This window comes from Bifidobacterium moraviense, from assembly GCF_012932365.1.
Classification (GTDB): domain Bacteria; phylum Actinomycetota; class Actinomycetes; order Actinomycetales; family Bifidobacteriaceae; genus Bifidobacterium; species Bifidobacterium moraviense.
In genome coordinates this window covers 557,906-582,130 of sequence record NZ_JAAIIH010000001.1, presented here as the reverse complement: position 1 = coordinate 582,130, position 24,225 = coordinate 557,906, and the positions used below count along the sequence as shown (strand labels likewise).

Genomic DNA, 24,225 nt, shown 5'->3' with positions numbered 1-24,225 from the left:
GGCCCCTTTCGCATGCCCGGGGACGCCGGCACGAGCGCGACACGCCGTGCAACTATCCATGCACGAGCCACGAATACTTCACTGGAGACGGCAAACCGGTCCGGCACCGAGTGCGACGGCGCATGGCGACACGGACCGGCCGGCATGGCGAAGGAGGTGACATGTTCGGCTCCGCATCGGACGCACGACGACGCGATCGAGACGCGGCCAGGATCCGTCGGATCCTGCGCGGTTCCACGCGAGCCGCCGACGCGCTGGTGCGGGAGCACTACGATGGCCTGTTCGCCTTCGTCTGGCGGCAGGTGGGCGACCGCGAGGAGACCATGAACCTCGTGCAGGAGTCGTTCATCGCGGCCCTCAGGTCGTTGCCCTCCTACGATCCCGATCGCGCGTCCTTCACGACGTGGCTGTACCGCATCGCGGCGCACAAGGTGATCGACATGCGCCGTCGCGCACGGCCGGCCGCGGTGTCGCTGGACACCGGCGGTCCCGGAGGGCCCGACGACGGCGAAGCGTTCGCTGCGGGAATCGACTTGCCGGACGTGCGCATCCCGGACATGGCCGATCTCGCCATCAGCCGCGACCTGCTTGCACGGATCGAGGAACGCGTGGCGCAGTGCGATCCGGCCGTGCAGGAGACGTTCCGGCTCCATCTCTACGCGGGGCAGAGCTTCGCGCAGATCGCCGCCGCGGCGGGGGAGAGCGAATCCACCGTCAAGGCGCGCTACTACCGGCTGACGGCACTGCTGAGAAAGGAGTTCGGCGATGAAGCATAGTGACGACGATATGCCGGGCGGACGCATTCCCTATCCGAGCGCGTCCGAACGGGACGCCAGCATCGCCATGATCGTGGCGCGCGGCATGCCGACCCGAACGCGCCTCGCCGACGTCGTGATCGCGCTCGTCCGTTCCGTGGGCCTGCGCGACCTGTTCTTCGGCGTATGGGACTGCGTGTTTCTGGGAATCATGGCCGCAGCATGCCTCTGGGGCCTGCTGGTCGCAGGCGCAGGCGGATTCCTCGCCGCCGCGGACGGGGCCGGCGAGGGGCGTCTGGCCGTGCTCATGTTCCTGATCTCCCCGTTCCTGTACGAGATCGTGCATCTGCTCGTCATGCTCAAGGAGCGCGAACGTCGCACGCTCGACCTGTGGCGCGTCTGCCGCTGGTCGTTCCGCCGCCTCGCCGCGGTGCGCATGCTGGCGTTCGGCACGATATCCGTGCTTGCCAACACCGCGGGCGCCCTGGCCGTCGACGCCGCGAGCGGCAGACGACTGCCCCTGATCACCATGCTGGGCGTCTCGTTCGCTTCGCTGTTCCTGTTCGCGCTCGGCCAGCTCGCCGCGGACGTCCGCTGCGCATGGTCGGCAAGAGCGGCGGTCATGCCCGCGGCATGGCTGGCGCTGTCCGGCATCGGCTGGACGTGCGGCGGACCGGTGACGGCCCTGCTGGAACGTCTGCCCGCCGCGGTGAGTCTGGGCGTGGCCGTCGGACTCGCCGTGCTGTTCGTCGCCGCGTTGCGGCGCCAGATGAACGTTCCCGCCGTCCGCCTCGCAAGGGCGCGCGCCTAGCGGCCATCCAGCCGCGTCATCCAGTCATCGTGTCATCCAACCGTGAAGAAAGGGCCGATCATGCTCACCGTCGAACATGTCACCAAGACGTTTTCCGGCACCGCCGTGCTCAAGGACGTCAATCTCACCTTCGAGCAGGGCGTGTACGGTCTGCTTGCGCCCAACGGCGCGGGCAAGACCACGCTCATGAAGATGCTCGCCACGCTGCTGTTCCCCACGGACGGGTCGATCCGATGGAACGGCGAGGACATCATCGCCATGGATGACCGGTACCGCGGCCTGCTCGGCTATCTGCCGCAGGAGTTCGGCTACTATCCGAACTACACGCCCCGCCAGTTCCTGCGCTACATCGCCGCGCTGCAGGGCGTGCGGCGCGCCCGCGCGGACAAGCGCATCGAACGGCTGCTCGGCCTCGTGGGGCTCTCCGACGCGGCGGACAGGAAGATGAAGACGTTCTCCGGCGGCATGATCCAGCGCGTCGGCATCGCGCAGGCGCTCATCGCCGAGCCGCAGCTGCTCATCCTCGACGAGCCCACCGCAGGCCTCGATCCCAAGGAACGCGTACGATTCCGCAACATCATCCACGATCTTGCCACGGACCGCATCGTCATCCTCTCCACGCACATCGTCTCCGATCTGGAGACGATCGCCGGGAAGATCATCATGCTCAAGGATGCTCGGGTGCTGCGCTGCGATACGCCCGCCACGATCTGCGGCGAACTCGAAGGGCACGTGTGGGAGGTGCCCAGCGGCATGCCGCTCGGCGACGGGCAGCGGCTGCTGAGCGAAGTGCAGTACGGGGCCGAAACGCGGCAGCGCATCTGGTCGTCCGCGCCGCTCGCCGCCGGCGACGCGATCACGCCCGTCGCGCCCAACCTCGAGGACGCGTTCCTCATGACCTACGGGGAGTGATCGCCATGGCACGGCACATCTCTGCGGGCGGGAAGCCCGGCAAGCCGCCGCCCCGCGCGGCGTCGCAGGGACGGTTCATGGCGCCGCGCCGCGAATCAGGGCGCTCATGGCCTGTCGCCGTCTGGGAACTGCGCAGGATCGTGCGATTCCCCGCGCTCTGGGGATTCCTGGCGGTCTGCCTGCTGCTCAACTCGTGGGCGCTGCTCGCCTCCGTCAGCGGCTGGCGCGCCGACGTGGACTACGCCATCGAGGTGACGCAGCGGCTCGGCACCACCGTCGACGACCGGTTCGTCGCACGGCTCGAAGCGGAGCCGGCCTCCGTCGAGCGCGACGAGCTCATGCAGTACGTCCAGTCCGCGCTCGGCCCGGGATACGAGGGCTGGGATCCCATCGCCGCAGGAGACCGCTACGCGGCGAAGCTCAACGAACAGGGGCATCCGCATCTCGCCCTGCAGATGCAGCTCAAGGCCCGGTGGGTCCAATCGCGCGCGCGGCATCTGACCGCCGTCGGAGCCGACGATGACTTTCTGGCCGGGCGGATCAGCACGGTGCTGCACGGGGCCGCCGCGACGCTGATGCAGACGATCCTGCTGGAAAGCATGATCCTCGGCTCGCTCATCGTGCTCCATGCCGTGGGCGGCGACTGGTTCCACCGCATGACGCCGCTGATCTGCGCCAGCCGCACCGGCAGAAGGACCGTGACGTGCAGACTCGCCGTCGGCATCGGATGCGCGCTCGCCGCCTACGCTGTGCTCGGCGCGGGATTCCTGGCCGTCTGGGTGCTCGCCTTCCGCATCCCCGGACTATGGGGCGCCAACGTGTCCAGCCGCATGTTCGGCGTCACCACGGACGCCGGCCTGCAGCCGTTCATCACCTGGGCGGACTTCAGCGTGGGCGGCTACCTGTGTGCCTCGCTCGGACTCGGGATGCTGTTCGTCCTCGCGTTCGCGCTGTTCGCCGGCACGCTCGGCCTGCTCCTGCGCAGCGTGCTCGCCGCGTTCGGCGGCGTCATGGCGTTCGGCGCCGCCGGACTCGTCGCCATGATGTTCGTCCATGACGCGCTGGCCTACCAGCTGCTCGGCATCCAGCCGATGTACGCGCTCGCCAACGCCAATCTGTGGTTCTCCGACATGCACATGCACGCCGTCGTCCCATGGCAGGAGACCATCGTGATGCTCATCTCCACGGCATATTGCGCCATCGCGCTCGTCGTCGCGCGCAGGGCGTATTCGAGAAAGGACCTGACATGACCCGCACAGATCACAGATACGCAAGACGCGGCAACGCATCCCGCAGCAACGCCGCCCGGTCCGCCGCATGGAGGGTCTTCGGTATGGAGATGCGCAAGATATGGCGGCCGCTGCCGGTGCTGGCCGCGCTGATCGTGCTGCTTGTCGGCTCGTTCTTCATCGTCAACTTCACGTACCTCAACAACGGCGGAGCGGACGTGGTGGCGGAAAGCGCCGAATTCGGCCCCGTCTACGATGCCCGCGCGCGAGAGCGCATTCGATCCGAGATCGACAAGGCCAAGCAGGCGTTCGCGGCGGACATGGCGGCCGACCCGCAGGCGCGGGAGCAGGGCGTGACCGACTATGACACCTACCAGGCATGGTCGGAGCGCATGACGGCCGGCAAGGATGCGCCGGCGATCGACGCATACCGGCTCGCCTCCTACCAGCGGATCAACGCCCTCGAACTCATCCAGAGCCAGGCCGACATCGGCGCCGACGAGCTGCGCGCCCGACTGCTGGATCAGGCCTGCTATACCCTCCATGAGGCGTGGGACGGCTATCCGTGCGGCGCGCTGCCCGCAACGGTGAGCGCGCGCATCGACGCCTTGACTGCGCAGTACGACAGCAGAAGCATGCTGCAGTACAACGTGAACCTCACGCTGCAGGACAGCGGCAAGTGGATGCTCATGACGGCGACACTGTGCGCCATGATCCTCACGTCCTTCCCGCTGACGCGCGACCGGCAGCTGCATGTGACGGCGCTGCAGTGGTCGTCCCGCACGGGCCGGCGCATCCGGTCATTGCAGATGTGCGCGATCGGCTGCTCCGCCGCGCTCGCGGGCCTGTTCGTCGGCGGTCTGTGGGCCGTGTGGCTGGGCGTGCGGATGCGCCCGATTCTGGGATTCGGCATCGACTCGGCGCTCTATCGGGACATCGCATGGTTCGACGGCACGGTGCTGCAATGGCTGGCGGCGTACGCGCTGACGGCCGGACTCGCCGCCGCCGCGTTCGCGCTGCTGTCCGCCGGCATCGTCGGAGCGCAGAGCAACGGCATCCGCATGCTGCTGATCGTCATCCCCATCGCCGTCGCCTCCGCCTGCTGCGTCAACTTCGTGATCGGGAAGTATCTGTATTACCTCGGCAATCCACTCAACCGCGTCCTCGCCGTGCCCGGCGTGGAGGCGATCGCGCTGACGGCGATGCTCATGCTCGCCGTGGGGCTGTGGCTGTTCATCGTGCGCCGGCTGCGGCGCCGGGAACTGACGGACTAGCGTCCGTGCGGCCGTCTGTGCGGTCCGGCGCGACGTTCTACCGCACGAAGGCGAGGGCGACGAGCGCCGCCAGATAGCAGGCCGTGACGAGCATGGCGGCGACGTCGCGCGCGCCCACGGCCATCACCCGGTAGTGCGTGCGGCCGGCGCCGCCCTCGTAGCAGCGGGCGTCCAGCGCGCGGGAGAGATTGTCGGCATGCCGCAGCGTGCCGGCGAACACCGGCACCACGATCGCGCCCATCGCGCGGGCGCGCTGCATGAGCGAGCCGGTTTCGATGTCGCCGCCGCGCGCCGCCTGTGCGTCCGCGATCGCGCGCGCCTCGCCGGTGAGCGTGGGAATGAACCGCAGCGCCAGCGACATGACCAGCGACAGCTCATGCGTATGCACGCCGACGCGGGCGAGCGGCGACAGCAGCGCCTCGAACGCATCGGTCATCTGCGTGGGTGTGGTGCGTTCAAGGAACACCGCGCCCAGCAGGATCACCATCGCGAAGCGCAGGATGTAGATCGCCATGGTCCACAGGCCGTCGTCGGTGATCGTCACCGGGCCGATCGTCCACACCGGCGTGCCCGTGCGCACGAAGAACATGTTCACTGCGCCCGTCACGGCGAACAGCGCCAGGAACGGGTGCACGGTGCCCAGCAGGCGCAACGGGCTGATGCGCGCCGCGGCGATCGCCGCCGTCACCAGCACGGCTCCCGCAAGCAGCTGCCACACGCTGCCGATCGCGAACGCCGAGAACATGAGCAGCAGCGTCAGCGTCATCTTGACGCGCGGATCCATGCGGGACATCGCATCAGTGCGGTGCACCGATTTCGCATCGCCGCGAGACCTCGCGCCAGGCACGTCGGCATGGGACGCATCGGCAGGGGAAGCGCTGCCACGGGATGCATCGGCGATGCTCGCGCCGGCGTCCGTCCTCGCCATGCCCGAACCATGCGACAGATCGACCACGCGGTCCGCCAGCGTCAGCTCCCCGCGCGCATGCGTGATGAGCACGATCGTGACGCCCCGGTCGTGCAGCGTGCGGACAAGCCCGCGAATGCGCGCCGCGGCCGCCACGTCCAGGCTTGCGGTCGGCTCGTCCATCACCAGCACGTCCGGGCGGCAGGCGATCACGCCCGCGATGGCCGCAAGCCGCTGCTGGCCGCCGGACAGGTCGAACGGGGAGCGGTCGGCCAGATGCGCAATGCCGAGCAGCTCCAGCGCCTCGTCCACGCGCCGATTCACCTCATCCTCGTCCAGCTCCTGATTGCGCGGGCCGTATGCCACGTCCTCGCGCACCGTGTCGGCGAACAGCTGACGCTCCGGGTGCTGCATCACGTAGCCCACGCGCCGCCGCAGCGCCTTGCGTTCGCGCTTGGACGCGTGCGCCACATCGACGCCGCACACCGTGACGCTGCCCGCCTGCGGCCTGCCGAGCGCGCAGATCAGCCGAGCCAGCGTGGACTTGCCGGCGCCGTTGCGGCCGATGAGCGCAACCGTCTCGCCGGCGCGGACATCCAGATCGAATCCGCTGAGCACCGGACGACCGGGGGAGTAGGCGAACGACAGGCCTCGGATCGCGATGACGGGGGATTGCGATCCGCCGTCCTGAACGGAGTGCGCCGGAGGCTGCCTTCCGTCATCCTGAGCGGAGTGCATCGGACGTTGTTCTCCGTCATCCTGAGCGGAGCGCAGCGGAGTCGAAGGATCCCTGACGCCGGGGAAGGCCGGGGTTCCTTCGACTCCGGCTGCGTCTTCGCCCAGGACGGCGGGGAAGGGCCGCCGGCGGTCGGCACCGCCGTCCCCCGCCTCGTCAGCGCGTATCCGACCGCGGTTGAGCTCCACGATGCGCGTGCCGCGGCGCGCCTCGTCGGGGCTGTGCGTGATGTGCACGATCGTGGTGCCGCGCGCGTGCAGCTCGTCGAGGATGCGCATGATGTCCGCGCGGGCGGCTTCGTCCAACATGGCGGTCGGCTCGTCGAGGATGAGCAGCCGCGGGTTCATGGCGAGCATGCCGGCGATCGCCGTGCGCTGCTGCTGGCCGCCGGACATGCTCGTCGGATCGTCGGTCGCATGATCGGCCATGTCCACGGCGTCGAGCGCCGCATCCACGTGACGGACGATGTCCGGGCGCGCCATGCCGAGGTTCTCCGGGCCGAACGCCACATCGTCTGCAAGCACCGTGGTGACGATCTGGTCTTCGGGATTCTGGAACACCATGCCGATGCCGTGTCTCGCCGCGCGGTAGGCGTCCGGGTCGGCGCCGCGCTCGTCGTCGAAGACGCGACTGCCGAGCAGCGTCACCGTGCCCGAGTCCGGCGCGGCAAGCCCCGCCATGATGAGCGCCAGCGTGGACTTGCCGGAGCCGTTCGGTCCGACGATGCACACGTATTCGCCGTGCCGGATCGTCAGATCCACGCCGTCCAGCACCCACGAGGCGACGTCGTGGTAGCGGAAGCGCACGTCGCGCAGCCGGACGGCGACGGGATCGGAATCGGGAGCGGATGCGGTCATGGCGGCGGTCATGATTCCTTCCTGAGACGATGCTGACGATGATGCGAACGGTGCGACGACGGTGACGCAATACGCGCGTGGGGCACGGCCTTGTGGGAAGGTCATGCCCCACGGGAGCGGACGAACGGAGTGCTAGGCGCGCTTGTCCAGCAGGTTCGAGACCGGCTTGTAGACGAGGAACGTGATCACGCCGTGGATCGCCATCTTGATGATGTTGAACGGCAGCAGGATCGGCACGATCATCGGCAGCACGGCGGAGACCGGCATGTTGAAGTAGAACGGCGAGACGATGAGGTTGCCGCCGATGGCCGCCACGATGGCCACGACAGCGCCCACGACGATGCCGATCACCGCGCCCTTGCGCGTGCGGTTGCGCTTGTAGACGAGGGCGGCGGGCAGGCTCAGCGCCAGCGATACGAGGATCGCCATCGCGGCGCCCCACGGGTCGGTGAACACGTGCGGCACGAAGCCCAGCACGGACACGATCGCCGCGGCGGCCGGACCGTAGGCGAATCCGGCGACGAGCGCCACGATGCCGGACGGATCGTACTTGAGCCACTGCACGCCCGGCAGGATGGGGAACTCGACGAAGCTGAGCACGATGGTCAGCGCGACGAACAGCGCGTAGACCGCGATGCGCTTGGTGGACCAGCGTCCGGAATCCGAGACGCCGGTGGAATGATTGGCGGTAGGCGAAGACACGCTCATGAGAGCACTCCGTTTCTTCCATCCGGACTTTGACCGTTGGCCCCGGAATCACACCGGATCAGCCGCATGCGCGGGTCGCGGGCTTCGGAGCGCGCCGTTATGAACCCCGGTCGCCCCGTCACCGCCAGTAAGGAATTGCACCTTCCCTGAAACTTGCAGACGCCACTATACACCGTTCCTGGACGTCCCCGAACGCCGTTCGCCACGGGCGTCGCCGCGCATGGGTGCGGGCAGTGCAAGAATGGACCCCATGACTGAGAACCGTGCTGAGAAGAACGCCGTCGAGAAGAACTCCATCGAGAAGCTCGCCATCGTCATCGTCACCTACAAGCGCCAGCGGCTGCTGGCCACGCTGTTCGATTCGATCAGGCAGCTGACGCGCGCCCCGTGGCGCATCGTCGTGGTGGACAACGAGCACTCCGACGAGACCCGCGGCATGGTCGAGCAGCTCGCCGCGGACGTCCGCGGACTGTGGGGGAGCACCGATCCCGACGCGGAAGGCAACGCGGAACGCGTGGTGTACGCCCCGCAGGCCGACAACCTCGGCGGCTCCGGCGGCTTCTCCGCCGGCGTGCGCAGGGCGTACGAGCTGGGCGCCGAATGGTTCTGGGTGATGGACGACGACGTCGCCGTGGAGCCCGACGGCATCGAGAAGCTCGCGCCGTGGACGCTCCGCCACGACGTGGTGCAGGGCAGCCGTTACGACTACGACGGCGGCCCGTTCTACTGGCAGTATCATTTCATCGTGCCGTTGGGCATCCCGAACCCGATCGCGCCCGCCGCGTTCGGCCCGGCGCGCCACCGCGTCATGAACACCATGTGCTTCGAGGGCGGCCTGTTCCGCCGCAGCGTCGTGGAGCGGATCGGATTCCCCGACCCGAGGTTCTTCATCTACTGGGACGACACGATCTACGGCTATCTGGCCAGCAAGGTCACCGAGCCGATCGTCGTGGAGGACGTGGTGCTGCGCCGCACCCGCGAGATTGACAACTGGAACATCGCCGGCCTGCGCCAGCTCAACTCCACGTCGGACATGAACCGCTACCACATCATGCGCAACCGCGGCTACATGGCGCGCTACTTCAAGGTGCACGGCGACTACAACCCGCTGCTGTTCGGTCTGGGCACGCTGGCCACCGCGGCCAAGGAGACGATCCGTCTGGTGATGGTGGACCGCGGCCACCTGCGCACCGGCATGGCGCAGATCGTCAGGGGATGGCGCGACTCGCACAAGCTGCTGCGCGATCCCGAATGGAAGCCGATGCCGCCGCTGAAGTGAGCGGAGCGGCCGGAGAAACCGACGTCGAACGCCGACGGCGGCCGATCCGGCGCCGCGGAACCGATCCGCGGCGTCCGACCGACCGCCGTCATCGCTCATGCCCGGTCCTGCGCCCGGTGCGCGGCGCGCGTCACTTCTTGATGAACATCGCGCCGTTGCCCCAGCCCCATTCGCCGGTGCCGGCGCCAAGCTGGAAGTGCAGCTTCGCGATGCCGAGATCGTTGAGCGCGTACGGGCCGTCGAGCTCCGGGTCGATGGAGGCGACGACGGTGCCGGTCTCGGGATCCCACGAGAACAGGATCGGCTGCGTGTTGCGCGCGCTCGGCGCCTTGGCCACGGCCGCCATGCCGTCGCGGAACCACTGCGGGGCGGCGGCGCGCGCCTCGTCGGACATGGTTCGGGTGAGCTCCTCGAACGACTTCGTGGGGCGGTGCGTGCGCTGGATCTCGGTGAGCTCCTCGAACTTCTTCGCCGTGTACGTCAGGTGGTTCTGCGGGTGGCCGATGACCACGCCGGCGTAGATCTCCTGGCTGTTGGTGACGCGGCAGTGGCGCGCCGCCTCGGCCTTGTCCCAGCTGCCCACGACCCAGCCGGTGCCGAGGCCGTACAGCGTGGCGGCGAGCACGACGCGTTCGGCGTAGAAGCCGCCGCGCTCCCTGGCCTCGTCGTCGTTCCTGGGGCCGACGATGGCGAGATAGTTCGCCGCGTTCGTGTAGTGGCCGGATGCGTTCGCCTCGGCGAAGACCTTCGGCTGGTTGCGCACGAGCTGGATGTTCAGGTCGGCGAGCATGTTCACGGCGTCGAGCGTCATGCTCAGCTGGCGGGCCTGATCGTCCTCGATCTTGTCCGGGTCGTACGCGCGGATCGTGGTGCGGATGTCGATTGCGTCAATGAGTTGCGTATGTTCTGCCATGCCCTCCATTATCGCCTTGCCGCGTGGCCGCGCGGACATGCGGCGCGCGAGGTGTGACGAATGTCTCACAACGGCGTGCGGCGGCGCCGGGTCGCGGCGGCTCGGCGGTACAATCGTCGTACCGGTTCGATGCCCTCGGGCATCATGCAAGCTCAAGCTAAGGAGATCAAGGATGATTGAGACGGCACAGGCCTTCGGCGTGGACATCGGCGGGTCGGGCATCAAGGGCGCGCCCGTGGATCTCGGCAAGGGCGACTTCGCCGAGCCTCGACTGAAGATCCTCACCCCGGAGCACTCCACCCCCGAGGCGGTGGGCGGCATCGTCCGTCAGCTGCTCGACCATTTCGAGGTGCCCGACGACGCCCCGGTGGGCATCGCGTTCCCGGCGCCGATCAAGCCCGGCAAGCCGCTCGACTTCATGGCGAACCTCGACCAGTCGTGGATCGGCGTGGACGTGCAGCGCTGCTTCTCCGAGGCGTGCGGCCGCCCGATCACCGTGGTCAACGACGCCGACGCGGCGGGTCTCGCCGAGGTGCAGTACGGCGCTGCCAAGGGCCAGAGCGGCCTGGTCATCGCCACCACGCTCGGCACCGGCATCGGCACCGCGCTCATCTACGACGGCGTGCTCATCCCGAACTCCGAACTGGGCCACCTCGAGCTGCCCAACGGCAAGGGCGACGCGGAGAAGTACGCGGCGTCGTCCATCCGCGAGCAGCAGGAGCTCAGCTACAAGAAGTGGGCCAAGCGCCTGACCAAGTACTACGGGCTGGTGGAGCACTACTTCAACCCCGACCTGTTCGTCGTGGGCGGCGGCGTGAGCAAGGTGAGCGAGAAGTTCCTGCCGTACGTGGACATCAAGACGCCCATCGTGCCGGCCAAGCTGCGCAACTCCGCGGGCATCGTCGGCGCCGCGTACTACGCCAGCACCAGGAACTGACGTCTTTTCGGCGCCAACCCTCCGACTCCATCCGAACATCCCGGTCGCGTTCCCGAGGCCGGGATGTTCGCGCATCCGCGCTAGGGTGGGGCGCATGACCGTACATTTCTCGGACCGCGTAGGCTCCCGCACGCTCAACCCCATCGCCGTCGCCGAACGCGAGGCGAGGGCGCAGGGGCGCACGCTCGCCAGACTCAACGACTCGAACCCGACGCGCCACGGGCTGAGCTCCGCCGAGGTGCCGTGGACGTACTCCGCGGAGCCGCGCGGGCCCCGCCACGCGCGCGAATCGCTGGCCTCGTACCTGACCGGACTGCACGGCATGGAGGCGGGACGGGTGCGGGACGCCGCGCCCGTGGACCCGGACGACCTGTACCTGCTGAGCTCCACGTCCGAGGCGTACTCGTGGCTCGTCAAGCTACTGTGCGACGCGGGCGACGCGGTGCTGGCGCCGAAGCCCGGCTACCCGCTCATCGAGTCCATCTGCGGCCTCGAATGCGTGGACGCGATCGAATACCAGCTGCCGTTCGACGGCTCGTGGATGATCGACGTGGCCGGCGTTGAGGCGCTGCTCGAAGGGCCCGACGGCGGGCGCATCCGCGCGCTGGTGGTCATCAACCCCAACAACCCGTCCGGCTCGTACGTCAAGCCCGGGGAGCGCACGCGGCTGGTGGAACTGTGCCGCGACCACGGCATCGCACTCATCGCCGACGAGGTGTTCTTCGACTACGCGCTGGAGCCGTTCGACGGCAACGCGAGGCTCGCGGGGGAGCGCGGCGTGCTCACGTTCGCGCTCGACGGCTTCTCCAAGATGCTGGCGGCGCCGAACGCGAAGGTCGGCTGGATCCAGGTCTCCGGTCCCGAGGAGGACGTCGACGAGGCCAAGCGCCGCCTCGACGTGATCGCGGACGACTACCTGCCGATGAGCGACATCATCGCCAGCCGCATGGATGCGCTGCTGGCCGTGGCGGGCGAGCAGACCGCGCTGGTTCTCGAACGCGTTCGAGACAATCTGCGGCGTCTGCACGAGCTGCTGGACGCCGACGAGCACGGCCTCGTCTCGGTGCTGCGCGCCGAGGGCGGCTGGAACGTGCTGCTGCGATTCCCGAGCGTCATCGACGAGAACGAGCTCGTGCTGCGGCTCATCGCCGACCACGGCCTGACCGGGCAGCCCGGATACTTCTTCGACATGCCGTCCGACGGCTATCTGGCGATCTCGCTGCTCCCCGAGCCGGACGTGTTCGAGACGCAGGTGCGCGCCGTGCTCGACGTCGTCGCCGCGATGATCGGATAGCGTCCGGCGTCGATGGCCTCGACGCCGTCGATGGCTTCGGCCGCGCTCAGCCGCGCAGCGCCGCCATCCTGCGGCGGATCAGATCGTCGTAGAACGCCACGGCGTCTCCCGGCGCGCCGTCGAACGCGATGCGGTGGTCGTCCAGCACCAGCACGCGTCCGATCGCGTACTCCGGACGCGTGAGCATGGCGGTGTCGTGCGTGGCGAAGACCACCTGCCGGTCGTAGCCGAACAGCGCGGCCGCCACGTGCGCGGTCCCCACCTCGTCGAGCCCCTTGGTGGGCTCGTCCGCCACGACCGCCGAGGGGTTGCAGACCAGCGCGGCGGCGATGGCCAGCAGGTGTCGCTTCTCCGAATCGAGCTCGGAGGCGTTGCGGCGCGCGCTGTCCGCCAGCCTGAAGTGCGCGAGCAGATTGCCCACGATCGCGTTGCACGTGCCCTCGTCCACCTTGCGCTTCCTGAGCGTCTGCGTCAGCGCCTCGCCGATGTCCTTGGCCTGATAGAACGCGTTCGGGATCTCCTCGCGGCGCACGCGTCCCACGAGCTGCCCGATGCGTTTCGCGTCGCGCTTCGATGCGGGGTCGAGACGCTCGTCGCCCGCGGCCACGGTCGCGGAGCCCCGCGTGGGGACGAGCGTGCCGTCGAGCAGCTGCAGCAGCGTCGTCTTGCCGGAGCCGTTGAGGCCGATGACGGCCACGCGGCGGTCATCGGGCGTGATGCGCAGCGTGGCCGTCAGCAGGCCCGTCCCGCCGTCGTCGTAGACGTAGCCCGCTCCCTCCAGCGTGAACGTGGCCCCGTTTGGATGCCGTGCGACGTCGTCCCCGCCGCCCCTGCCGAAACCGAAGATCATGATTCCCCCTGCCGTTGCGTTGCCGTCGTGCGGTCCGCGGCGCGGACCGTCATCTCGGGTCTACCACAGTTTGAACCAGGAGCCGAACGAGCTCCACAGGTCCGGCACCAGACGGTACATCGAATCCTGGCGTCCCACCACGAACACCGAGAGGAACGTGACCGCCGCGGTCAGCACCATCAGCGCCACGACGACCAGCGCCATGCGCCGCTGCGCCGCGGACACGGCGCGCTCCGTGCGTCCGTCCGCCGCGTCCAGCGCGTCGCGCGAGGGCGTGGAGTCCATGAACGTCAGGACGCAGCACAGCACCGCCAGCGTGACGAGCCAGCTGAAGTCGGTCATGTACCGCCAGCCGAATCCGGCCTTCTGCGCGTCGAACAGCATGACGAGCGCGGCGAGGACCAGCGACGTGCACGCCATGCCCCACAGATGCCGCCCGTGCAGGCGCCGGCGCAGGAACGGCAGCATGACGACGAGCGTCAGCACCGGGATGGCCACGAAGAGCCCGCCGATCGACGGCTCCATGTACTGCCATTCGACGTACGGCGATGGGCTGATGGCGATGAACGGGAACACGTCGATGAAGCGAGGCGGCAGGAACAGGAAGTACAGGATGGTCAGCGGCAGGTCGCCGAGCGGCGCCTTGTAGCTCGTCAGGTCGATGACCGTCATCTGGTAGTCGTTGCCGAAGTCAAGGAACGAACCGAACCGCCAGTGGTTGTACCACAGCAGCGGCAGCGCCACCGCCACGGCCGGCAGCACCATGGCGGCGACCGGCCTGACGATGGCGTCGATGCCGAGGGTCCTCGCGCGGATGCCGGCCAGGATCCGCCGGATGTCCTGCCAGAAGATCGGGAAGGCGAGCAGCGCCGCGAACACGTACATCGTGCGGCATCCGAGGTTCGCCGCGATGCACAGCGAGCCGAACGCGATGCGCGCCATCGACAGCCGCCCGTCGGGACGCTTCGCGCCGAGCCACAGCCACAGGCCCAGCGTGGTCACCAGCAGCGACGAGGTCATCGGCACCGCGTAGAAGTTGCTGCGGTAGATGAGGTACGGGATGTTCGCGCCGCACACGAACAGCGCGATCGACAATCCCGTGGCGCCCAGCGACGCGCCGGGGAAGTACCGGCGGATGATGCGCACCACCAGCAGCGCGCCGAAGACCAGCGCGCCGAACATCATCCACGCGAGCGCGGTGGCCGTGGGCAGCATGGCGCCGGTGGCGAGCTGGTAGGGCATGTAGAGCAGCAGCGCGGGGATGGGGCCGAAGTACGAGTACCAGTGGCCTTCGAAGAACACGTAGTCCCAGTACACCGGGTGCACGCCGGACTGCACGAGCGCGTTGCGCGTGGCGATGTCGAGCGGGTTGGCGGCCGCGGCGAGCTCGGGCGGCACCGGCAGATCGAGCCATGGCGTGCCCTTGATGAACGAATCGGCCAGATGCGCGTACTGGTCGAAGTCGTAGGTGAACTGGCCCGGATGGTGGTAGACGCCGGGGGAGAAGAGCCACAGGTTGCCCAGCGTCACCGAAAGCGCCGCCAGCGCCGCCGGGGTGAGCAGCCCGATCATCGCCCAGCGCTGGGCGCGCGAATGCGTGTTCAGCGGGATGCGCCACAGCGGCGACGAGGGGCGGAACGCGAGGACGAACGCGGCGGTCAGCGCCATCACCAGGACGCGGATCCAGTTGACGTTCAGCGGCACGCGCGCGTTGGCGGAGAACGAGGTGAAGCGGATCTTGCTGCCGGCGGCCTCCTGAAACCACAGGCGCACCGCGGAGGCCCTGCCCTCCACGCGGTTGCGCAGGTAGTTCGCCTCCTCGATGTTCGCGTTGTAGTAGTCGGCCGTGTTGGCGCGCCACGTGCCGTCCACGAGCACGTCCAGACGCACGTTGGTCATCGACAGCGTCTCGTTGGCCGTGTCGTAGGTGTCGTCGAGCAGCGCCAGCGACTGCGAGTCGTGGGGACGGGCGTCCTGGTTCTGGCTGCGCGCCGACTGCAGCATCTCGTCCCACGAGCCGGCCGCGTCCACGTGGACGTAGCCGACCGTCGAGTCGAAGGAGTTGATCTCCACATACGCCTGCGTGGGATCCACGATCTCGTACGCGCCTTTGCCGCGCACCACCAGTCCGGCGCCGATGTCGAAGTGCGAGTCGTCCGTGATCACGGCCTCCTGGCCGAGCGAACGCCAATGCGCCATGTTGAACACGAAGAGCTCCACCAGGATCACCGCCAGTACCGCGAGCCAGAGGGGACGGGTGCGTCGGGTGAACGGGTGCATCATGGGTGTGGTCCTCGCTTCCGGTGGGGCTGCGGATGGCTTCCGACGCCGCCGGACGCCCGGTTATTCTCTGGGCGTCATGTCTGGCTGGGTTGGGACAATCGGGAGCATGTCTCAGAAGCCTAAGTATAAGAACCATGCCGGATTGCGGCGAATCGTGGATTCCTTACGAGGGCTGGTCGGACGGGACGGCGGCCCCGGCGCCGACGTCTTCGCCGATGCGCTCGACGCGGTCGCGAGGGAACGCGAGGCCGGCGGCACGCCGGACATGGTGCGCGAGCTGGCCGGCAGGTCGCATCCGCTTGGGCCGCTCGTCAAGCGCCGCATCTTCGACGAGGGCATCGCGGGCGTGCCCGAGGGGCTGAAGCTCGGCTGGGCGCAGCTGCCGGCCACGCGCGGACGCGGCTTCTCCCTCGGCGTCTTCTCCGGGCGCGACCGCTTCGCGCAGGTGGCCTTCGCCGACGACCAGGGGCGCGTCTTCGTCACGTCCGACCCCAAGGCCGACGTCCACGGCATGGAGCCTCGCTTCCTGTTCGGCAAGGAGGGCACCGTCACGCTGCCGGACGGCCGCAGGCTCGGCAGGGCGGACGGCGGCGCGAAGGACGTGGAGGCCGTGGTCGGCGGGATCGCCGGACGCGACGGCGCCGGCCGCATGAACTGGCTGGCCTCGTGGCTCAAGACCGGCAACCGGTACACGCTCGAGCAGCTGCGGCCCGATCTGCCCGAGTCGCTGCGCACGGACCTCGAATACCGCGACGCCATTGCCGTGGCATTCTTCGCCGCCTACATGCTGCCGCAGATCCATGGCCTGCTCATCGGATTCGGCTCGGGCAACATCTTCCGCAGGCTCAACCGCGAGGCGCCCATGGGCGCGATCCGCCGCAGCGTGCGCGACACGCTCGAGGCGCGGTCCAAGGGCATGCGCGCCTCCGGGCTGGAGGACCACTTCGCCGACCTCATGCGCGAGGCCGGCGCGCTGGGCGACGCCGCCGAGCTCGGCCCGGTGCACGGCGCCGAGCCGCTGCACCTGTACACCTCCAGCTACTCCGGCAGCTACTTCTTCGGCTGGGACTCCTCGCTGCCGTTCCCGGCCGCGCTGCGATCGCTCGCCATCGAGGGCAACCTCAACCGCTTCGCCGCCGTGAGCGCCTGGCTGGAGCGCAACGCCTCCGTGGGCGCGTTCCCCACCGAGGACACCGTCACGCGCGCCGAGGCCGCGCAGATCGACCAGGCGCTGCTGTCCAACCCGGCGCTGCTGGCGCTCGGCACCGAGGGCTACGCGCGCGACTTCGACCCGGTGCACGACGACGGGACGTGGGCCGCATGGCATCTGGTGGAGACGGCGCGCAGGGCCGCGGCGGACATGCGCGGCGGCGCCGGCCATGCCGGAGAGACCGGACGCGCCGGGCGCGACGGCGGCGGGGCCGACGCCGGGGGCTCGGAGTGGGTGTACCGCCAGACGCTGGCCTCGCTGGTGCGCCGGGTGCGCGTGCCGTACCGGTTCGACGCCGAGTTCCGCTCCAACCTCGCCGAGGGGCGCGTGGCGATGGGCTTCACCACCGCCGGGACCGCGATGATGCCCGCCAGCCGCTACGACGAGGCGCACCGGCAGTGGGTGAGCCTGTCCGACGCCGTGCGCGCGCAGATCGGCACCGCGTACAACCTGCGCGTGGGCCTGATCATGGCGGCGCTCGCGTTCGGCGCCGACGAACGCGTGCGCACCGTATGCCTGCGCGTCGATTCGATCGGCCTCGAGGAGGCGGTGGCCGAACAGGATTCCGCCATCAGCCGCATCATGAGCCGCACGCTGGCCGCCTTCGAGCGCATGCGTGCCGGATCGCTGGGATCCACCAGCGCCAAGGCGGCGCCCAAGGACGGCGACATCCACGGCGATCCCACCCATCCCACGTCGGAGGGGGACGAGATCGGCGACGATCAGGTCAACGACGAGTTCCGCAGCCTCATGCAGGGCGTGGATCTGGACGAGACGATGTTCGCCGACTCCGCCGCGCCGTCCGACGTCCGCTCCGCCTCCGCCTCCGCGGACGCGGGAGCCGGAGCCGCCATGCTCGGCGAGGACGACGCCTCCGACGCCGACCGCGAGGCCGATTCCGCCGCGGACGAATCCGATCCGATGGCCGTGCTGCGCCGCAGCCCGTCCGTGCGCAACCTCGTGAGCGTCACGTTCACGCGCGAGCGGTTCCTCGAGCAGCTCAGGCTCGAGGGCCTCGCCCACCCGCTCGACTTCTACCGCCTGTTCGACGCCGCCATGGACGTGGACGCGCGCGGCGAGCTGCGTCCGATCCCCTCCGGCTTCGACCTGAGCGACGAACGGTTCGCCCCGCATGGCTCGCAGGAGGAGCCGGAGCTCGCCGACGCCGTCTTCGACGACGCCTGCGTGGAGGCGCTCGGATGCTCGGATTCGACCGGACTGGCCATCCAGCGCGAGGACCTGCTGCAGCGCGCGGTCAACGACTTCCACCGCATCGCCGCGGACGACTCCCTCGCCTCGGTCGCCAAGGCGCAGCACGCCATGGGCATCGTCAACCGGATCGCGGACCCGGAGCTCACCTCCCTGGCCACGCAGGTGACCAGCGCGCTGATCGACGGCAGCGACACCCCGGAGCTGACGTTCTCCCTGGCCCAGGGGCTCGACCGCGACCGTCTCAAGGCCCGCGACCAGCTGTTCTCCGGCGGCGCCGAGCAGGCCGTCGAGACGCTCGAGGCCGCGGTGGCGCGTCTGGACGACATGTTCGCCGCCCAGGGCGTGCCGCGCTACTTCAACTCCTACGCCGAGCGCGTGGTCTACAACCGCCTGTTCGCCACCCCCGGCGAGACCACGGTGCTCATCCCGGACAACCTGTTCTACGCGCACATGGAGCTGGCCGATGTCCTCTCGCAGCTCAAGGACGCCGACGCGGCCCTGCCGCACCTCAACCGCATGGTCGCCTACGCGCCGGCGTACCCGCTGTCGCACATGAAGCTCGCCATGCAGCTGGCGCGCAAGGAGGACTGGGACTCCGCCCGCGCCGCCTGCCTGAACGCGCTGCGCGTGGCGCTCGACCGCGACGACGCCGCCTTCGCCTACTATCGGTTCGCCTACGCCGCGTGGATGCGCGACGAGTTCGACGTGGCCGCCGCCGCGTACCTCATGAGCGACCACATCGCCCCCGGGCAGATCGACGCCCTCGAGGGGGAGCTGCGCGAGCTCGTCGCCCGCGCCGACTCGCAGTGCATCCCCGTGCCGCGCGACGTGCCCGAGGCGCAGCGCACGCTCGCCCTGCACGAGCTGCCGGTCTGGCCCCACATCGAGGTCGCCTCCATCGTGCGCCATGCGGCGCGCGTGAGCGTGGACCGCGGCATGTTCGTGCCCGCGCGCACCCTCTCGGTGGCGGCGGCGCGCATGAACGACGGCGACGACCGCGGCATCGACGTGGTGCAGGCCCAGTTCCTGCGTTCGCTCAACGCCTGAGCGGGCGGACGCTACGATGGGACCCATGACCAACGACGATTCGGCACAGCTTGCATGGGACTTCGACGAGACGACGCCAACGACCGATCCGGTCGAGGACGACGGGGCCGCGGCGTACGCGCCCGGCAGCCCGCGGTGGATCGCCGCGCTGCGCGCCACCGACGCGGACGCGCTGAGGCTCGACGCCCTAGACGTGGACGCGATGGACGGCGACGCCGCGGCGCGCCTGTGGGCCAAGGTCGCCGCGTGGGTGGAGTCCGACCAGATCGCCTACTACATCGACGACTCGCCCGTGAGCTCCGACGCCGCCTACGACGCGCGCATGCGGTGCCTGCAGCGGCTGGAGGCCGCGTTCCCTGCGCTCGACTCGCCGCAGTCGCCCACCCGCCGCGTGGGCGGCGCGTTCTCCAACGACTTCGCCTCGGTGCGCCACCCCAGCCGCATGATGAGCCTTGACGACGTGTTCTCCGTCGAGGAGCTGCGCGACTGGTACGATTCGGTGCGCCGCGACCTCGACTGGCCGGACGGCAGGCCGCTGCCCATGAGCTGCGAGGTGAAGATCGACGGACTCGCCCTCAACCTCATCTACCGCAACGGCGTGCTCGAACAGGGACTGACGCGCGGCGACGGCGTGACCGGCGAGGACATCACGATGAACGTGCGCACCATCGGCACGATCCCCGCGAACCTGGGCGGCGACAAGGCGGACGTCCCCGACTTCGTGGAGATCCGCGGCGAGGTGTTCATGCGCTGGGACGATTTCCGCGCCCTCAACGAGGAGCAGGAGGACGTCGGGCGCGCCCCCTTCGCCAATCCGCGCAACGCCGCGGCCGGATCCCTGCGGCAGAAGGATCCGCGCATCACCGCCACGAGGCGCCTGAGCTTCTACGCGCACGGCATCGGACGGCTCGAATGGGGACCAGACCATCCCGGCGGCACCCACGACGCGGTGCGTGAGCAGTCCGACGCCTACGCCCTGTACGCCAAGTGGGGCGTGCCCGTCTCGCCGCACAACCGGTCCGTGGCCACGTTCGGCGAGATCCTCGCCATGATCGACTACTACGGCGAGCACCGCGGCGACATCGAGCACGCGCTCGACGGCATCGTCGTCAAGGTGGACGACCTGGCCCTGCAGCGTTCGCTCGGCGCCACGTCGCGCGCGCCGCGCTGGGCCATCGCCTACAAATACCCGCCCGAGGAGGTCAACACCGAGCTGCTCGACATCACCGTGCAGGTGGGACGCACCGGACGCGTCACCCCGGTGGCCGTGCTCAGGCCCGTGTACGTGGCCGGCTCCACCGTGGCGCGCACCACGCTGCACAACCCCTCGGAGGTGAAGCGCAAGGGCGTGCTCATCGGCGACACGGTGGTGGTGCGCAAGGCCGGTGACGTGATCCCCGAGCTCGTCGGCCCCGTGGTGGAGCGTCGCAGGGGGCGCGAGGGGAGGCTTCGCGAGTTCGTCATGCCGGAGCGGTGCCCGTCGTGCGGAGCGAAGCTGGCGCCGGCGAAGGAAGGCGACAAGGACATCCGCTGCCCGAACGTGGAGAGCTGCCCGGCGCAGCTGACCGAACGCGTGATCTCGCTCGCCTCGCGCAAGGCGTTCGACATCGAGCATCTGGGGGAGCAGTCCGCAGTGGCGCTCACCAACCCGGAGGAGAACCGTCCCGATTCGGTGGCCACCTACGCGCCGGACGTCACGGAGATCGTGGTCGAACCCGGACAGGAGCCGGAGCCGTACGAGCCCGTGGAGGGTCTGGAGCTGCCGCCCGCGCAGACGCCGGTGCTCGACTCCGAGGCCGGGCTGTTCGCGCTCACCGCCGCCGACCTCAGGGACGTGCGCGTCTGGCGCGAGGCGCCGATCGTGGAGATCCGCGAGACGACGGGTGCGAACGGAAGGCCCCGGAAGACGCGTAGACGCGTGGGCGGTTCCGGCCTGTGGCATCAGGTGCCGGCCTTCTGGACCGCGCCCATGGCGGCGAAGCGGCTCAACGCGCAGCGGCTCGCCGCGCGGTCCGCATCCGGGGCCTCGGACGCCGTCGTGACCGCCTACCCCGACTACGACGTGCCCGCCGACGCGGTCGTCGTGCGCGTCGAGCGCCGCAGGACGCGCGCCGGCGAGACCGAGGTGCCGGTGTACGTGCGGCCCGGCGAGAACACGCGCAAGATGTTCGACGAGATGGACAAGGCGCGCCACGCCGACCTGTGGCGCGTGCTCGTCGCGCTGTCGATCCGCCGCCTCGGCCCGCCCACGGCCCGTCTCATCGCTTCGGCGCTCGGCTCGCTGGACGCCATCGCCGCGGCCGACGAGGAGACGCTCACCCGGATCGACGGCGTGGGGCCGGAGATCGCCGAATCGGTGGTGAGCTGGTTCGCCGCGGCGCGGGAGCCCGGCGACTGGCGCGGCCGGACGCTGCGGGCATGGCGGGACGCCGGCGTGGGCATCGCCTCCGCCGAAGGCAGCACGCTGCCGCAGACGCTGACCGGCAGGACGGTCGTCGTGACCGGATCGCTGGAGGGCTTCTCGCGCGACTCCGCCAAGGAGGCGATCGTCGAACGCGGCGGCAAGGCCGCCGGGTCGGTGAGCAGGAAGACCGACTGGGTGGTCGTCGGCGCGAACGCCGGGTCCAAGGCCGCGAAGGCCGAGGAGCTCGGCATCCCCGTGCTCGACGAGGCCGGGTTCGTCACGCTGCTCGAGACCGGATCGCCCGACGGCGCGCCCGCGGTCGAAACCGAGGCGGTCCCCGGCTCCGGGACCGTGGATTCGGACGGTTCCGTGGATTCCGCCGCCGGCGAAGCCTGACCTCCTCTGGCACGCCGCGACGCTTCACGCTAGTGTGGTGGGCGGCCGAAACGAAGGAGGACGGACGCATGAGCGACACCCCGCAGATCGAAGCGAGCATCTACGACCGACTGAGCCGGGTCATCGACCCCGAACTCGGTAGGTCGGTCACCGATCTGGGCATGATCACCGCCATCGACGTGACGCCGAGACACGGCGACGGCGACACGGCCGCGTCCGATGCGACCGGCGCCGAAGGAACCGCCGCCCGTCCGGCGTTCGACGTGACCGTGCACGTGGAGCTCACCGTGCCCGGCTGCCCGCTGTCCGAGACCATCACCGAGCGGATCAACGAGGCCATCGCCTCCTATCCGGACGCCGACCTGACCCCGCGCATCGAGGTGGGCGCCATGAGCCACGACAAGCTCGACACGCTCGTCGCGGACCTCAAGGCCGAGCGCCGCCAGAACCCGTTCACCAGGCCGGGCGTTAGGACCCGCATCTTCGCCATCGCATCCGGCAAGGGCGGCGTGGGCAAGTCGTCGGTGACCGCCAACCTCGCCGCCACGTTCGCGGCGCTCGGCTACGACACCGCCGCCATCGACGCGGACATCTACGGCTTCTCGCTGCCGCGCCTGTTCGGCGTGCACACCCAGCCCACGAACCTCAACGGCATGCTCATGCCCGTCACCGCGTGGGGCGTCAAGCTCATCTCCATCGGCATGTTCGCCGGCGCCGACCGCGCGATCCTGTGGCGCGGCCCGCGCCTGCAGCGCTCGCTGGAGCAGTTCCTGTCCGACGTGTGGTGGGGCGAGCCGGACGTGCTGCTGCTCGATCTGGCGCCCGGCACCGGAGACATGGCCATCTCGGTGGCCCAGACGCTGCCGAACGCCGAGCTGGTGGTCGTCACCACGCCGCAACCGTCCGCGTCCGACGTGGCCGTGCGCTCCGGACTCGTGGCGCTGCAGGTGCCGATGAAGGTGCGCGGCGTGGTGGAGAACATGAGCTACTACGAGCATCGCGGCGAGAGGCTGCGCATCTTCGGCGAGGGCGGCGGCCGGAGGGTCAGCGAGCAGCTCACCGCGGCGCTCGGCTACGACGTGCCGCTCATGGCCACGCTGCCGCTGGTGCCCGAGGTGCGCGAGGTGGGGGAGTCCGGCCGTCCCGCCGTGCTCGCCCCGGACGGGAGGCTCGCCGATTCGCCGGTCTCGGCCGAGTTCGCCGCCCTGGCGAAGCGGCTCATGGCGGCGTGATGGCCGAAACGGTCACGAATACATAGTTCCAGGCCAACGACACGCCGGGAATTAGCAGGCGTTGCGCGCGCCGGCCTCCTATCATCGGGAACCATCGACCGGATCAACGATGATTGGAGGCTTCTCATGATCAACTTCGGTGCGCGCGGACACGACGTCACGTGGGCGGACACCCCCGAGCTGCTGGCGCAGGGCCTTGCCGGCTACGGCGTGCACAACGTGCAGCTCGCCCTGCCCAAGTCCTTCCCGGACCTGGCCTGCGGGGCGGGGGAGATCAACCCCGGCATGGGCTCCTACGTGCGCCGCACGCTGGCCGGCCGCGGCGTGGACATCGCGGTGATGGGCTGCTACATCAACATGACGCACCCGGATCCGGAGACCCGCGAGGCCGCGCTGCGGCGCTTCGAGGCGTATCTGGCCAACGCGCGGTTCTTCGGCGCGCCCGTGGTGGCGTCCGAGACCGGATCGGTCGACCCCGAGCCGGGCCGGTTCACCGAGGAGAACTTCACCGAGGGGATGTACCGGGAGGCGCTGGGCGTCATCAGGCGTCTCGTCGCCGTGGGCGAACGCTTCGGCACCATCGTGGGCATCGAGCCGGGCGCCAACCACCCCATCCACGACATCGAGTCGACGGTCCGTCTGATCGAGGACGTCGACTCGCCGTATCTGGGCATCGTGTTCGATCCGACCGCCTACACCACGCCGAACGGGCTGACCTGCGACGGCTCCGATCAGGTGACCTTCACGCGCAACGCCTTCGACGCGTTCGGCGACCGCGTGGTGGCCGTGCACATCGACGACTTCACCACCGACGAGACCGGCATCCACCGGTGCAACGTGGACGAGGGCACCATGGACGTGGCCGGGATCCTCCGCATCGTCAACGAACGCCGTCCGTGGGTGCCGGTCATCCTCGAACAGACCACCGACGAGGCGATCGCGCGCGCCGTGCGGCACTACGGGAATCTCTGAGAGCCGG

17 protein-coding genes and 1 riboswitch are annotated in these 24,225 nt (G+C 69.5%); of the genes, 12 read left to right on the top strand and 5 right to left on the bottom strand.

The window, feature by feature from the left end:
• Positions 1 to 161: 161 nt before the first annotated feature.
• The 5 genes from G1C96_RS02595 (at position 162) to G1C96_RS02575 (ending at position 4,981) form a co-directional block, all read left to right on the top strand.
• Positions 162 to 776 (top strand): RNA polymerase sigma factor, encoded by a 615-nt coding sequence (locus G1C96_RS02595; protein ID WP_169275060.1) that lies wholly within the window; start codon positions 162 to 164, stop codon positions 774 to 776.
• On the top strand, positions 766 to 1,566 hold the full coding sequence (locus G1C96_RS02590; protein ID WP_169275059.1) for a hypothetical protein: 801 nt from the start codon (positions 766 to 768) through the stop codon (positions 1,564 to 1,566). The genes G1C96_RS02595 and G1C96_RS02590 overlap by 11 nt, the downstream gene beginning before the upstream one ends.
• A gap of 60 nt (positions 1,567 to 1,626) precedes the next feature.
• The gene (locus G1C96_RS02585) at positions 1,627 to 2,478 is read left to right on the top strand and encodes an ABC transporter ATP-binding protein (RefSeq protein ID WP_169275058.1); all 852 of its coding nucleotides are present in this window, start codon (positions 1,627 to 1,629) and stop codon (positions 2,476 to 2,478) included.
• Positions 2,479 to 2,483: 5 nt separating this feature from the next.
• Positions 2,484 to 3,728 (top strand): hypothetical protein, encoded by a 1,245-nt coding sequence (locus G1C96_RS02580; RefSeq protein ID WP_169275057.1) that lies wholly within the window; start codon positions 2,484 to 2,486, stop codon positions 3,726 to 3,728.
• 83 nt (positions 3,729 to 3,811) lie between these two features.
• A complete protein-coding gene (locus tag G1C96_RS02575; protein WP_169275056.1) occupies positions 3,812 to 4,981 on the top strand; it encodes a hypothetical protein in 1,170 nt (389 codons plus the stop codon).
• Positions 4,982 to 5,018: 37 nt separating this feature from the next.
• Here G1C96_RS02575 and G1C96_RS02570 read toward each other — a convergent pair whose 3' ends face one another.
• Both G1C96_RS02570 and G1C96_RS02565 read right to left on the bottom strand, forming a co-directional pair.
• On the bottom strand, positions 5,019 to 7,493 hold the full coding sequence (locus G1C96_RS02570; protein WP_205832001.1) for an energy-coupling factor transporter ATPase: 2,475 nt from the start codon (positions 7,491 to 7,493) through the stop codon (positions 5,019 to 5,021).
• A 120-nt stretch (positions 7,494 to 7,613) separates the two neighbouring features.
• Complete coding sequence (locus G1C96_RS02565; protein WP_169275055.1) at positions 7,614 to 8,189, bottom strand: ECF transporter S component; 576 nt, start codon at positions 8,187 to 8,189, stop codon at positions 7,614 to 7,616.
• 6 nt (positions 8,190 to 8,195) lie between these two features.
• Positions 8,196 to 8,347, bottom strand: a riboswitch (FMN riboswitch).
• A gap of 83 nt (positions 8,348 to 8,430) precedes the next feature.
• Here G1C96_RS02565 and G1C96_RS02560 point away from each other — a divergent pair.
• On the top strand, positions 8,431 to 9,468 hold the full coding sequence (locus tag G1C96_RS02560) for a glycosyltransferase family 2 protein (RefSeq protein WP_417852158.1): 1,038 nt from the start codon (positions 8,431 to 8,433) through the stop codon (positions 9,466 to 9,468).
• 130 nt (positions 9,469 to 9,598) lie between these two features.
• Here G1C96_RS02560 and G1C96_RS02555 read toward each other — a convergent pair whose 3' ends face one another.
• The gene (locus G1C96_RS02555; protein ID WP_169275053.1) at positions 9,599 to 10,381 is read right to left on the bottom strand and encodes a nitroreductase family protein; all 783 of its coding nucleotides are present in this window, start codon (positions 10,379 to 10,381) and stop codon (positions 9,599 to 9,601) included.
• A 172-nt stretch (positions 10,382 to 10,553) separates the two neighbouring features.
• Between G1C96_RS02555 and ppgK the strand changes: the two genes are divergently transcribed.
• Together ppgK and G1C96_RS02545 are read left to right on the top strand one after the other, a co-directional pair.
• Positions 10,554 to 11,318, top strand: coding sequence for a polyphosphate--glucose phosphotransferase (ppgK, locus tag G1C96_RS02550; RefSeq protein WP_169275052.1), 765 nt, complete (start codon positions 10,554 to 10,556; stop codon positions 11,316 to 11,318).
• Between the two features lie 94 nt (positions 11,319 to 11,412).
• A complete protein-coding gene (locus tag G1C96_RS02545; protein WP_169275051.1) occupies positions 11,413 to 12,612 on the top strand; it encodes a pyridoxal phosphate-dependent aminotransferase in 1,200 nt (399 codons plus the stop codon).
• A gap of 46 nt (positions 12,613 to 12,658) precedes the next feature.
• Here G1C96_RS02545 and G1C96_RS02540 read toward each other — a convergent pair whose 3' ends face one another.
• Together G1C96_RS02540 and G1C96_RS02535 are read right to left on the bottom strand one after the other, a co-directional pair.
• A complete protein-coding gene (locus G1C96_RS02540; RefSeq protein ID WP_169275050.1) occupies positions 12,659 to 13,462 on the bottom strand; it encodes an ATP-binding cassette domain-containing protein in 804 nt (267 codons plus the stop codon).
• 60 nt (positions 13,463 to 13,522) lie between these two features.
• Entirely contained in the window at positions 13,523 to 15,745 is a 2,223-nt protein-coding gene (locus G1C96_RS02535; protein ID WP_169275049.1) for a hypothetical protein, read from the bottom strand.
• 106 nt (positions 15,746 to 15,851) lie between these two features.
• Between G1C96_RS02535 and G1C96_RS02530 the strand changes: the two genes are divergently transcribed.
• From G1C96_RS02530 to G1C96_RS02515, 4 genes are all read left to right on the top strand, one after another.
• Complete coding sequence (locus G1C96_RS02530; protein ID WP_240945052.1) at positions 15,852 to 19,214, top strand: tetratricopeptide repeat protein; 3,363 nt, start codon at positions 15,852 to 15,854, stop codon at positions 19,212 to 19,214.
• 16 nt (positions 19,215 to 19,230) lie between these two features.
• Positions 19,231 to 22,014 (top strand): NAD-dependent DNA ligase LigA, encoded by a 2,784-nt coding sequence (ligA, locus tag G1C96_RS02525; RefSeq protein ID WP_417852157.1) that lies wholly within the window; start codon positions 19,231 to 19,233, stop codon positions 22,012 to 22,014.
• A 68-nt stretch (positions 22,015 to 22,082) separates the two neighbouring features.
• Positions 22,083 to 23,246 carry an Mrp/NBP35 family ATP-binding protein gene (locus tag G1C96_RS02520; RefSeq protein ID WP_169275047.1) on the top strand — a complete coding sequence of 388 codons (1,164 nt, stop codon included), beginning with the start codon at positions 22,083 to 22,085 and terminating at the stop codon, positions 23,244 to 23,246.
• A 126-nt stretch (positions 23,247 to 23,372) separates the two neighbouring features.
• Positions 23,373 to 24,218, top strand: a complete 846-nt coding sequence (locus G1C96_RS02515) for a sugar phosphate isomerase/epimerase family protein (RefSeq protein WP_169275046.1) — start codon at positions 23,373 to 23,375, stop codon at positions 24,216 to 24,218.
• The last annotated feature ends 7 nt before the right edge of the window (positions 24,219 to 24,225 follow it).